10 protein-coding genes are annotated in these 11,875 nt (G+C 52.6%); 5 read left to right on the top strand and 5 right to left on the bottom strand.

The annotated features are described in order from the left end of the window. Nucleotides 1-129: 129 nt before the first annotated feature. Together ABDW36_RS07755 and trpS are read right to left on the bottom strand one after the other, a co-directional pair. Complete coding sequence (locus ABDW36_RS07755; protein ID WP_119076545.1) at nt 130-762, bottom strand: deoxynucleoside kinase; 633 nt, start codon at nt 760-762, stop codon at nt 130-132. 17 nt (nt 763-779) lie between these two features. Further along, nucleotides 780-1,784 (bottom strand): tryptophan--tRNA ligase, encoded by a 1,005-nt coding sequence (gene trpS / locus ABDW36_RS07750; protein WP_343701312.1) that lies wholly within the window; start codon nt 1,782-1,784, stop codon nt 780-782. A 115-nt stretch (nt 1,785-1,899) separates the two neighbouring features. Between trpS and gatC the strand changes: the two genes are divergently transcribed. The 4 genes from gatC (at nt 1,900) to tyrS (ending at nt 4,921) form a co-directional block, all read left to right on the top strand. Further along, nucleotides 1,900-2,190, top strand: a complete 291-nt coding sequence (gatC, locus tag ABDW36_RS07745) for an Asp-tRNA(Asn)/Glu-tRNA(Gln) amidotransferase subunit GatC (RefSeq protein ID WP_343701311.1) — start codon at nt 1,900-1,902, stop codon at nt 2,188-2,190. 2 nt (nt 2,191-2,192) lie between these two features. After that, the gene (locus tag ABDW36_RS07740; protein WP_343701310.1) at nt 2,193-2,903 is read left to right on the top strand and encodes an ABC transporter ATP-binding protein; all 711 of its coding nucleotides are present in this window, start codon (nt 2,193-2,195) and stop codon (nt 2,901-2,903) included. Between the two features lie 77 nt (nt 2,904-2,980). Next, nucleotides 2,981-3,541: a cob(I)yrinic acid a,c-diamide adenosyltransferase gene (locus tag ABDW36_RS07735; protein ID WP_343701309.1), complete on the top strand. Its 561-nt coding sequence runs from the start codon at nt 2,981-2,983 to the stop codon at nt 3,539-3,541. A gap of 96 nt (nt 3,542-3,637) precedes the next feature. After that, on the top strand, nt 3,638-4,921 hold the full coding sequence (tyrS, locus tag ABDW36_RS07730) for a tyrosine--tRNA ligase (protein ID WP_343701308.1): 1,284 nt from the start codon (nt 3,638-3,640) through the stop codon (nt 4,919-4,921). Between the two features lie 29 nt (nt 4,922-4,950). Here tyrS and ABDW36_RS07725 read toward each other — a convergent pair whose 3' ends face one another. Beyond that, nucleotides 4,951-5,322, bottom strand: a complete 372-nt coding sequence (locus tag ABDW36_RS07725) for a rhodanese-like domain-containing protein (RefSeq protein ID WP_343701307.1) — start codon at nt 5,320-5,322, stop codon at nt 4,951-4,953. Nucleotides 5,323-5,427: 105 nt separating this feature from the next. Between ABDW36_RS07725 and ABDW36_RS07720 the strand changes: the two genes are divergently transcribed. Beyond that, a complete protein-coding gene (locus ABDW36_RS07720) occupies nt 5,428-7,248 on the top strand; it encodes a serine hydrolase (RefSeq protein ID WP_343701306.1) in 1,821 nt (606 codons plus the stop codon). Nucleotides 7,249-7,302: 54 nt separating this feature from the next. Here the strand turns inward: ABDW36_RS07720 and ABDW36_RS07715 are convergent, their stop codons facing one another. Beyond that, a complete protein-coding gene (locus ABDW36_RS07715; protein ID WP_343701305.1) occupies nt 7,303-8,604 on the bottom strand; it encodes an amidohydrolase family protein in 1,302 nt (433 codons plus the stop codon). A 12-nt stretch (nt 8,605-8,616) separates the two neighbouring features. After that, nucleotides 8,617-11,685, bottom strand: coding sequence for an amidohydrolase family protein (locus ABDW36_RS07710; RefSeq protein WP_343701304.1), 3,069 nt, complete (start codon nt 11,683-11,685; stop codon nt 8,617-8,619). Nucleotides 11,686-11,875: the final 190 nt, after the last annotated feature.

Here is an 11,875-nt window from a genome sequence, read left to right as displayed (position 1 = left end):
CTTTTGCTGGTTAACAAACTTTTTTTTCTCGGCAGCAAATTAATCGTCATCAGCACTCCCACCAAAAAAAATATCTCCGGAAACAGGATGTCTTTTTCCTGTTCCGGAGATACAAACGATTGCGGTTATTTAAAACAACCCGTACAGCTCAGAGTCAATACGGGAGATGATCTCGCCCAGGTCTTCCTCTTTTTCGGGAAACTTGTTCTTGTCTACATCTATGATCAGCAGCGGCCCGTCTTTATACTTCTCTATCCAGGAATTATAAAATTCGTTTAGCCGTTTAAGATAGTCCAAACGAATGTTCTCCTCATACTCTCTCCCCCTTTTTTGTATCTGCGCCACCAGTGTTGGCACGGAAGCCTGCAGGTAAATGAGCAGGTCCGGCGGCTTCACCATAGACTTCAACGTTTCAAAGAAATTGAAGTAGTTGTCAAAGTCGCGCTTCGTCATCAACCCCATTTCATACAGGTTGGGCGCAAAAATGTGGGCGTCTTCATAGATGGTACGGTCCTGGATCACGGTTTCTTTTCCATGCTGTATGTCTACCAGCTGCTTGAGCCTGCTATGCAGGAAATACACCTGCAGGTTGAAAGACCAGCGGGGCATGTCGTCATAAAAGTCGCTCAGGTAGGGGTTATGCTCCACATCCTCAAACTGGGGCGTCCATTTGTAGTGCCGGGCCAGCATTTCAGTGAGCGTGGTTTTTCCTGCGCCAATATTGCCGGCTATTGCAATGTGCTTGATCTTGTTCTTTGCCATGCAAGGGGGTGTATGAATCAGTAAAAGTTAATACCCATCAGCTTCCGGGCCTCCCGCAGGGTAAGCGCGGCAGATTCACGCGCTTTTTCAGCGCCCATGCGCATTATGCGGTTCAGGTAAGCGGAGTCGTGCTCAATGGCCTCCGCCTTTTCGCGGATGGGCCTGATGAATGCGGCCGTATCCTCAGCCAGCTGCTTTTTCATATCGCCGTAGCGGATGCTGCAGTTATTAAACGCATCTTCAAAATGCTGCACGGTATCAGGTGTAGATACCAGGCCCATAATGGTGAAGAGGTTGGCAATATAGTCTGGCTTCGCGGAATTGGGCGCTTGCGGGCCGGCGTCCGTTTTGGCTTTTTTGATCTTGTTGCGGATGGCATCGTCCGTGTCATTGAGGTAAATGGTGGCGTTCTGGTTTTCGCTCTTGCTCATTTTACCATTGCCGTCAAGGCTCATGATGCGGATCAGGTCACTCCCGAAATTGAAAGGAACGGGCTCAGGGAAAAGGTAACCGTAACGGTTGTTGAAACGTTGCGCAAAGTTGCGGCTCATTTCCAGGTGCTGCTCCTGGTCTTTGCCTACCGGCACTTTCAGACCGCGGTGAATGAGGATGTCTGCAGACATCAGCACCGGGTAGGTCAGCAGGCCGGCATTCACATTATCCGGGTTCTGGCGCACCTTGTCTTTGAAGGTAGGCACCTTTTCCAGCTCCCCTTTATAGGCCATCATGTTCAGCAGGAGATACAGCTCGGCAATTTCCGGGATGTCACTCTGTACATACAGGGTCACCTTTTCCGGGTCAAGCCCGGAAGCGATGTTTTCCGCCAGCACCCTGAACACGTTGCCGCGAAGGGCCTTGGGGTCCGGGTGAGTGGTCAGCGAGTGCCAGTCTGCCACGAAGAAATAACAGTTAAATTCCTCCTGCATGCGGATGTAATTCCGGATGGCGCCAAAGTAGTTACCAAGGTGTAAAATGCCGGTAGAGCGGATGCCGCTCACAACGATTTCTTTTTCCTTTCCCATATCGGGGCGCAATTTAAGAAAATTGACCGCCATTTATCCCTAATTTTGCCGAACCGGTCAACATTTATCGGAGATATTAATACTATTTGTTAGATTTAATCGTTAATTTGAACTCATGGAAGTGAATGATGCCCTGATCCGGCAACTGGGGACCCTGGCAAGGCTGGACATTAACCCGGCAGAAAGTGAAGAGATCCGGCAGGACCTGCAACGGATGATCACCTTTGTAGAAAAGCTGGCAGAGCTTGACACCGCCAACGTGAAACCATTGCTGCATATGACGGCAGATACCAATGTGCTCAGGAACGATGAAGTACTGCCCGGTATCAGCCGCGAAGAAGGCCTTAAAAATGCGCCTGCCCATACCGAAGAATATTTCAGCGTCCCTAAAGTAATCAAGAAATAAATATGGCCCAGTCTGTTATCCATCTTGAACAAATCCGTAAAAGCTATTTTATCGGAAAGAACGAGTTGCCCGTACTGAAAGGCGTTTCGCTCGATATTTTCAAAAACGAGTATGTAGCCTTGATGGGCCCCTCCGGCTCCGGCAAGTCTACTCTCATGAACATACTGGGGGCGCTTGACACGCCTACTTCCGGCAAGTATGTGCTGAGCGGCCATGATGTAAGCAGGATGGAAGACAATGAGCTGGCCCGTATCCGCAACCAGGAGATCGGCTTCGTATTCCAGCAGTTCAACCTGATGCCCCGCCTTTCCGCCCTGGAAAATGTGGCCGTACCGCTGATCTACGCTGGCATCGGCAAAAAGGAGCGGGAAGACAAAGCCCGGCTTATGCTGGAGAAAGTAGGCCTGGGGGACCGTTACAAACATAAGCCTAACGAGCTTTCAGGCGGCCAGTGCCAGCGTGTGGCCATTGCGCGCGCCCTGGTGAACGACCCTTCCCTCATCCTGGCAGACGAACCTACCGGTAACCTGGACACAAAAACTTCCGTGGAGATCATGGAAATTTTCGGTAACATCCACGCTTCCGGCAACACGGTGGTGCTGGTAACCCATGAGGAAGACATTGCGGCCCACGCCCGCCGCATCATCAGGCTGAGAGACGGCCTGATAGAATCAGATAAACTGAATGAAGTAGCAGCGGCACACAGCCACTGACACTCATCAACTATATGGAAGGCGGCAGCAGCAACTGCCGCCTTTTTTATTTCTTTACCTTCGCAAAAAAGGCTGTTATGGCAATGAAGATATACACCAAAACGGGTGACAAGGGCAAAACTTCACTGATTGGCGGCACCAAGGTGCCCAAAAGCCACCTCCGCATAGAAACCTACGGCACGGTAGACGAGCTGAACTCCTGGCTGGGCCTGGTAGGTGATTATGTGGAGGAAGATGCCGTCAGACAACAGCTCCGGGAAATACAGGACCGCCTTTTCACGGTAGGTGCCTCCCTGGCCACAGACCCTGATAAAGACAGCAAAATGAAGGTGCCAGACCTGCATGAAGCTGACGTACAGCTGCTGGAAAACCACATAGACGCCATGAACACGGTGCTGCCGGAAATGAAGTTCTTTGTGCTGCCCGGCGGCCACAAAGCCGTATCTCACTGCCACGTGGCCCGCTGCGTATGCCGCCGCGCGGAAAGGCTGTGCGTGAACATGCAGGAGCAGGACATGTATATAGAACCGCTGGTGTTGCAGTATATCAACCGCCTGAGCGATTATCTTTTTGTGCTGGCCCGCTACGCCGGCCACCGGCTGCAGGTGGAAGAAATCCCCTGGAGGCCCAGGAAGTAACCAGCCACATCAAACACGCTGTATACCAAACAGTTACCGCTTCAATCTTCGTTATTCGTAATTGAATGCGTAGCTTTGCAAAAATTTTTCTTATTCATGGATCTTATCAAGGAACTGCGCTGGAGAGGAATGGTGCAGGATATCAAGCCGGGCACGGAGGAACAATTGCAGAAGGAAATGACCACTGCTTACGTGGGCTTTGACCCTACGGCAGACTCCCTGCATGTGGGTAACCTGGTGCCTATTATGCTGCTGGTGCACCTGCAGAAGGCCGGGCACAAGCCGCTGGCGCTGGTAGGCGGGGCCACCGGCATGGTGGGAGACCCTTCCTTCAAGGCTGAGGAAAGAAAGATGCTGGATGAGGCCACGCTGCTGCACAACCAGCGCTGCATTAAAGCCCAGCTGGAGCGCTTCCTGGACTTTGATACCACAAAGCCCAATGCAGCGGAAATGGTGAACAACTACGACTGGTTCAAGAACATCAGCTTTCTCAGCTTCATCCGTGACGTGGGCAAACACATCACCGTAAACTATATGATGGCTAAAGATTCTGTGAAGAAGCGGCTGGAAGGAGATAACGGGATGTCTTTTACGGAGTTTTCCTACCAGATGATACAGGGCTACGATTTTTACCATCTGTACAATACCAAAAACTGCAAGATGCAGATGGGCGGCTCAGACCAATGGGGCAATATAGTGACCGGCACTGAGCTGGTACGCCGCATCGGTGGCGGGGAGGCCTACGCGTTTACCTGTCCGCTCATTAAAAAGGCAGACGGCACCAAATTCGGCAAGTCAGAAAAAGGGAACATCTGGCTGGACCCTCAAAAAACCAGCCCGTACGAGTTTTACCAGTTCTGGCTGAACGCGGGAGACGAAGACGCGGAGAGCTATATCAAAATATTCACTTTCCTGGATGAGGCCACCATTACCGCGCTCATTACAGAACACCGGCAAGACCCCGGCAAACGCGTGCTGCAGCGGCGCCTGGCCAAAGAAGTAACCAGCTTCATCCACGGCGAGCAGGAGTATGAATTTGCCATTACCACTACTCAGATACTGTTCGGCAACGCGTCTGTAGAGGTGCTGAAGTCACTTTCAGAAGAGCAGCTGCTGAAGGTGATGGCCGGCGTGCCCCAGTTTGAAGTACCTGCGGCAGACCTGGCGGAGGGTAAAGACGTGGTCAGCTTCCTGGCGGATGCCGGTATTTTCCCCAGCAAGGGAGAGGCGCGCAAAACCATCCAGAACGGCGGCGTGAGCATGAACGGCAGCAAAGTGACCGCCATTGACCAGCCGGTAAACCAGGATGCGCTCATCATCGGCAAAAACATCCTGTTCCAGAAAGGGAAGAAAAATTATATTCTCGTAAAAGTAGTGTAAACCAGCATTTTACGATAACAGCGGCGCAGCTACTCCGGTACTGCGCCGTTTTTTATTTCAGCCTCTACCGGGTATCCCTTCCGCAGCCATACGGAAAGGCCCGCCGTCATCACAAACACGTTCTCATACCCCATGTTACGCGCCCGCTTGGCGGCATAAGGCCCCGCGCCGCAAAGCGCATCCGAACAATAGAACACGATCAGGGCTTTTTTGTCCGGCCCCAGGTCTTCAGGGCCATAGTCTCCCGGGTCCAGGTGCCTGGCCCCCGGGAGGTGGTGGCGGCGGAAGGAGGAAATAGTATTATTGTCTATGGCAATGAATCCGGGCTGCCCCAGCTTTTGTTTTACATCTTCAGGACTTATCTCCGCAAGCCCGAAGAGCCTGGTAGTGGTGATTCTCATACTTTTTTATACAAATGTGGCACCGGATGGTGACAAGGGTATGTCAGCAGGAACGGCAGCGGCGGAAAAAATCTTATTTTCACATCCTAAACCTTTCAACCCGCCATGAAATTGATTCCCCTCTTTGGCCTTGCTTTGCTGGCCTTTACCCATGCAAAAGCCCAGCAAAGCGATTCCCTGACCGATAAAAGGCTGGCAGGAGTAGACAGCCTGCTTTCCGCCCTGCTTACAGATTGCAAGGCCGCCGGCTTTGCCGTAGCCGTGGTGGAGAAAGACAAGATCGTTTACGCCAGGGGATTCGGCTACCGTAATTATGCAGAAAAACTGCCGGTAACGCCCAATACCCTCTTCGCCATCGGCTCCAGCACCAAAGCCTTTACCTGTGCGCTTATGGGGCAGCTGGCCCATAAAGGCGATCTGAGCCTTGACAAGCCGGCTCTCAGCTACCTGCCCGGTTATCATTTTTACAATGAAAAAATGGACGCCAACATCACCATCCGCGATATGATGAGCCACCGCACCGGCCTGCCGCGGCACGACTGGAGCTGGTACGCCTTCAAAACCGGGTCGAGAGACAGCCTGATGAAACGGTTGCAATACCTGGAACCTAACAGGGAAAACCGCGAGTACTGGCAATACAACAACCTGATGTACCTGGCGCAGGGCATGATTGCCGAAAAAATAACCGGCAAGTCATGGGAAGACAATATCAGGGAAAGGATACTAACGCCCCTGGGCATGGCCCGCACCAACTTTTCCGTGGCAGAGATGCAGCAAGACAAAGATTTTTCCTATGGCTATACCGTTAAAAAAGACAGCATTATTGAAAAAATGGACTTTCATGACCTGACGGTGATAGGGCCGGCCGGCAGTATCAACAGCAGCGCCAACGAAATAGCGGCATGGCTGATGACGTGGATCAACGCAGGAAAATACAACGGGAAAGACATTTTGCCCCCCGCCTACATTGAAGCAGCCGCGGCACCGCAAATGGTCATCCCAGGCGCGGCATTGCCCAAAAAGCATAGTGATATCCACCTCCTGTCTTACGGGCTGGGCTGGTTTATTGATTCCTACCGGGGCCACTATGAAGTGGAGCACGGCGGTAATATAGATGGCTTCTCCGCCAGCGTTGGTTTTTACCCTTCAGACAAGCTGGGTATTGTAGTGCTCAGCAACCAGAACGGTTCTGCCGTGCCCGACTACGCCCGCAAGATCATTGCAGACCGTATGCTGCAGCTGAAGCCGGTAGACTGGAATGCCGAAGTAAGAGACAACATCCGGAAGGCCATTGCCAACCGGAAGAATTCCGGCAAGAGTAAAGACCATGACCGCATTAAAGGCACAAAGCCCTCTCACCAGCTTTCAGCTTACGAAGGTGATTTCTATCATCCGGGGTACGGCACTATCTCAATAGTGCAACACAAGAATGGCCTCTATCTGAAAATAGCGCCGGAGAAAGATTCCATGTACCTCTCCCATTTTCATTACGATGTTTTTGAGGCAAGGGGGATAGATGATAAAGGAGTGATAGATACCACCGGTACCGGCCTCCGTTTCACGTTCCGTTATAATGATACGGGGCGTGTAGAAAAGTTGCTGGCGCCGCTTGAATCTTCCCTGAAAAACCCGCTGGAATTTACCTACCAACCCAAACGGGCAGCCGTTCCCAAAAGCACGCTGGAAAAATATACGGGAGAATACATGCTGGGCGCTTCCAGCGTACGCGTTTACATGAAAGGAGATGTGTTGTATGTGTTTGTACCGGGGCAGCCGGAATATGAAACCACCCCCACGGGTAACCATACCTTTACGTTAACAAAACTGAACGGCTACCGGGTGCGTTTCGGGCTGAAAGGCCAGGAGGTGGAAACGATTACCTTCCTCCAGCCCAACGGCACTTTTGAAGCGAAGAAGAAAAAATAAGAAAAGGGCTGACCAGCATAAAACCGGTCAGCCCTTTTTATATCATCTAAACACCTAGTTAAGGCCATATTTGTATTTATACCTTTCGTACAATTGTTTGTGTTTGTCTTCCAGGCTTACTTCTCTCCCCTGTATGTAAGCGCGGGTGATCACGCTGCTTTTCATGTCCAGGATATCTCCGGTGCTTACTACAATATTGGCATCTTTTCCTGCTTCCAGCGAGCCGGTTTTATCTGCAATACCCAGAATTTTGGCGGCGTTGAGGGTAACCGCGCTGAGCGCTTCTTCCTTGCTGAGGCCATAAGCCGCGGCGGTGCCGGCATTGAACGGCAGGTTGCGCTGCTGCCAGAAACCTTCGTTGCTGATACAGAACAGGATGCCGGCTTTCTGCAGCTGTGCCGCCGTTTTGTACGGCTGGTCTACATCATCGTCTGCCGTTACGGGCAGGCTGTGCTGCTGGGTCAGCACCACAGGAATGTTGTTTTTCTTCAGCACATCAGGGATCAGCCAGGCGTCTGTACCACCTACTATCACTACATCAAATTTAAATTCCCTGGCAATGTCTGCAGCCACAATCAGCTCCTTCACCAGGTCACAGTGAATGAAAAGCTTCTGTGAGCGGTCAAACAGGCCTTTCACGGCTTCATACTTAAGATTGGTAGCGCCGTGTTTGGGCTGCTGCAGGTAACCCTGGGCGGCGCGGAAAAAATCTTTCACTTCTTCAATTCTGGCCATGGCGGCCTTTACAGCATCCGTGCTGGGGCCGCTGGCCGCTGCGCCAAAAGGATTGCTCCTGGCCATGAGCCGGGGCATGTTGAAATGGATGGCGTTGTCTGTTTTGTAGGCCGCATCTTCCCAGTTCCAGGCGTCGAGCTGCACCACGGAAGAGCTGCCGCTGATGAGGCCGCCCTGGGGCACGGTATGCGCCAGCAGTATGCCGTTAGTGCGCAGTGTGCCTATCACTTTGGAGTCTGTGTTGTAAGATACGATGGAACGCACGGAGGGGTTGATCTCTCCTACTTCCTGGTAGTCGTTAGTAGCGCGTACGCTGGTTACTTCCGTGAGGCCCAGCGTGGTTTCAGGCGCAATCAGGCCGGGGTATACATGTTGCCCCTGCATGTCAAACACCTTTACATCGTCCGCGGGAATGGGCACGTTGCCGCCCACGGCAATAATTTTTCCGCCGTTGAAGCCAATGGTGCCGCCGGTGATCACCTCCCCGTTGCCTGTGTGAATAGTGGCATTTTTCAGGTAAATGGGGCCCTGCTGCGGTTTGGCAGGGTACACCGTTTCCTGCGCCTGTAACTGCAGGCTGCAGGCGGTGAAACCAAGTATATAGCTGAGAAATTTGTTCATGTTAAATACAGTTTACTGGTTAAGCGTTTCGAGGCCATGCTCGTCAAGGATGTGATGCTGGTGGCCGGCCTGCAGATCTTCACAATGGTAGATCTCTTCCCTGCTGGGCACCGGCCGCTGTGTAGGCAGCCCTTTCTTTTTATCTCCCAGCATTTTGCCGATGAGGCGGCTGCGCTCAGCTGCAATACGGGCCCGCAGCTCCAGGTCTTTTTCCTTGTCAAAGTATACAATACCGTCTACCATGGTTTTTTCCGGTTTGGCGTAAATGCTCAGCGGATGGTCGCTCCAGAGTACCAGGTCTGCGTCTTTCCCGGTTTTGATGCTGCCGATGCGGTCTGCCACGTGCAGCAGCAGCGCGGGGTTGAGGGTTACCATTTTGAGAGCGTCTTCTTCAGACATGCCACCGTATTTTACGCTTTTGGCAGCCTCCTGGTTGAGGCGGCGGGCCATTTCCGCATCGTCTGAGTTGATGGCCACGGTAAGGCCTACACGTTGCATGATGGCGGCGTTCTGGGGAATGGCGTCTACCACCTCCATCTTGTAAGCCCACCAGTCTGCAAAGGTGGAAGCGCCGGCGCCATGGGCCTTCATCTTGTCCGCCACTTTATACCCTTCCAGTATGTGCGTAAAGGTGCTGACCTTGAAGCCAAAGCGGTCCGCGGTTTTCATCAGCATGTTGATCTCGCTCTGCACGTATGAGTGGCAGGTGATGAAACGTTTTTTATTGAGTATCTCCACCAGCGCGTCCAGCTCCAGGTCTCGCCGCTTGTTGGCGCCTGCTTTTTCATAGTCTTTGGCGCGGGTAAAGGCATCGGCCAGCACCTGCTCCACGCCCATGCGGGTTTGCGGGAAACGGCTACGCTGGCGTTCTCCCCAGTTAGACTGTTTCACGTTCTCGCCCAATGCAAACTTGATGAAACCATCCCAGTTCTGGAACTTCAGCTGCTCGGCATTGGCGCCCCAGCGCAGCTTGATCAGCTGGCTTTGGCCGCCGATGGTGTTGGCGGAGCCGTGCAGCAGGTGGGAAGAAGTAACACCGCCGCTCAATTGACGGTAAATGTTCACATCATCAGGGTTCACTACGTCTGCAATGCGCACTTCGGATGTAACAGACTGTGAGCCTTCATTTACCCCGCGGGAAATAGCGATGTGGGAGTGCTCGTCCAGGATGCCGGGCGTAAGGTGTTTACCTGTACCGTCTACCACGCGGGCATTACCGGCGGAAAGGCCTTTCCCTACCTGTGCTATTTTACCATTGCGCACCAGCACGTCCGTGCCTTCCAGCTTTCCTTCCTTCTCGTTGGTCCACACCGTGGCGTTGCGGATCAGGATGTCTTCCTGTTTGGGCAGGGTTTCATATCCGTACCCTACAAACGGGTAATATATTTTACCCAGCTCCGGCGCGGTTTTCTTTTTGGCGGTATCCGCCTTTGGCGTAAAGGCTTTGGTGAGGGAAGCCGTCCAGTTGCCGTAAGTGCCCTTTTCGTCCTGCCCGGAACCATTCCAGGTATTGTCCGGGCCTATGGCGCCGCTCAGCCGCAGTTGCTGCTTGCCGTCTTTTGATCTGTTGATGACCAGTTTCACCAGTTGCCCGTCTACCTCAATTTTGCCGGCTATGCTGTCTTTGTTCACCAGGCTGAGTGAGGCGGGCGTTCCCTTAATTTCAATGGGGTAGGTGGTGTTATTGAAGGTGATGTTGTAAGAGCCGCGCAGGTCTTTCCAGCCGTCTTCCTTCACCGCATATTTAATGCCCTGCACCCAGTTTTGATGAATAGCGGTGCTTTCCGCGAAGATAGGGCCGGAGGTGATGAGGAAGTTGGCCAGTTTGCCGGCTTCAAGGCTGCCTATTTTATCATACGCCTTGATGAGCGTGGCCGGGGTTTTAGTCAGCGCTTCCAGTGCTTTTTGCTCTGAAAGACCATATTCTATCGCTTTACGCAAGTTGCCAAGGAAGGTCTTCACGTCTTTCAGATCTGCGGCTGAAAGGCAAAAGGGGATATTGGCTTTTTCAAAAGCCCCCGCGGCGGTGGGCGCCAGCTCCCAGTGTTTCATATCTGCCAGTGCTACAAAACGTGCGTCATTAGGGTCTTCCACGTCCATAGCCTGGGGATAGTTCAGCGGGAGGATGAAGGTGGCTTTGGTGGCAGCCATTTCCGGCAGGCGCTGGTACTCGTTGCCTCCGGCTTTGATCACATACTGAACGCCAAATTCATCACCTATTTTATCTGCCCGCAGTGCGTTCCATTTATCGTTAGCCTCAAATACCTGGAGAAGCGGCTGGTTTTCATTCCAGGCCTGCAGGCTGAGGTTAAGCCCTTCTTTGGCGGGGCCTGACTTATACCATTGCGCATCAAGGTACTGCTGGCGGAGCAGGGCAATGGTGCCCATGAGGGAAGAAGGATAATCTTGCGTAGAAGTTCCTTTATCAAATGAGTAATGTGCGGATACCCTGGGCAGCAGTACGATTTTGTTTTCCCTTTCTGCCGCCAGGCTCACCAGCGCGCCGGTACCGCGGGCAATGCCGTCGTTCTGGTGGGTGAGCACCGCGCCAAACCCTTGTTCCCGCAGGCTTTTGGCTTTGGCTTCGTCTGTGTTGAACAATTGTACGGCGTTCACTTCGCTTTTAATGGCCTGGTTCCAGCCGTAAGCGCCCTTGGTATTGGAGAGGAACTGCGGGCCGGTGCTGCTGCCGAAACCGCCGCTGCGCCGCTGCACGGCCGGCATACCATAGTCGCTGTACACGTCTACAAAAGAAGGATAGATGAATTTGCCCTTGCAGTCTATCACCACGGCATCTTTCGGAATGGACACAGATGCCCCCACTGCGGCAATCTTGCCGTCCCGTATCACAAGAGTGGCGTTGTTGAGCGTGGTTTGTGCATCTTTTACGATGGTGGCATGGGTAAAGGCGTAACAATCGTTTTTCGGGTCTGCCACGCCGTTTACCGGCCAGGTTTCCTGCGCCCGGGCGCTGAAGCCCGCCAGCAGCAGGGCAACGGCCCCCAATACGGCGCGGCGGCGCGCATGCGCCAGCCGGGAGAGGTAGCGTTGCGGCCTCTGTTGTAACAAATCTGGTTTCATGTTCGATTTACTTTTAGAAATTAGTTGATGGCTGATAATCATACCACCGGTACAGGTTTAGATTAAATTATGTCCGGCATCAGGTCACAATACAGCTACAAGCGTTAAATTTAACAAATGATTGACCGCTTATCGCCTATTTTAGTAGAAATTTTACAAGCGGTATAAAAGTTGCGGAAAACCGGTTAAC

The sequence above is a fragment of the Chitinophaga sp. genome (genome assembly GCF_039596455.1).
GTDB lineage: Bacteria > Bacteroidota > Bacteroidia > Chitinophagales > Chitinophagaceae > Chitinophaga.
The sequence above is the reverse complement of the archived record's forward strand: the minus strand, read 5'-3'. Positions and strand labels throughout refer to the sequence as shown.

Coding starts and splice junctions, on each gene's coding strand:
- ABDW36_RS07755 (WP_119076545.1), bottom strand. CDS start 762: ATGGCAAAGAACAAGATCAAGCACATTGCAATAGCCGGCAATATTGGC.
- trpS (WP_343701312.1), bottom strand. CDS start 1,784: ATGGGAAAGGAAAAAGAAATCGTTGTGAGCGGCATCCGCTCTACCGGC.
- gatC (WP_343701311.1), top strand. CDS start 1,900: ATGGAAGTGAATGATGCCCTGATCCGGCAACTGGGGACCCTGGCAAGG.
- ABDW36_RS07740 (WP_343701310.1), top strand. CDS start 2,193: ATGGCCCAGTCTGTTATCCATCTTGAACAAATCCGTAAAAGCTATTTT.
- ABDW36_RS07735 (WP_343701309.1), top strand. CDS start 2,981: ATGGCAATGAAGATATACACCAAAACGGGTGACAAGGGCAAAACTTCA.
- tyrS (WP_343701308.1), top strand. CDS start 3,638: ATGGATCTTATCAAGGAACTGCGCTGGAGAGGAATGGTGCAGGATATC.
- ABDW36_RS07725 (WP_343701307.1), bottom strand. CDS start 5,322: ATGAGAATCACCACTACCAGGCTCTTCGGGCTTGCGGAGATAAGTCCT.
- ABDW36_RS07720 (WP_343701306.1), top strand. CDS start 5,428: ATGAAATTGATTCCCCTCTTTGGCCTTGCTTTGCTGGCCTTTACCCAT.
- ABDW36_RS07715 (WP_343701305.1), bottom strand. CDS start 8,604: ATGAACAAATTTCTCAGCTATATACTTGGTTTCACCGCCTGCAGCCTG.
- ABDW36_RS07710 (WP_343701304.1), bottom strand. CDS start 11,685: ATGAAACCAGATTTGTTACAACAGAGGCCGCAACGCTACCTCTCCCGG.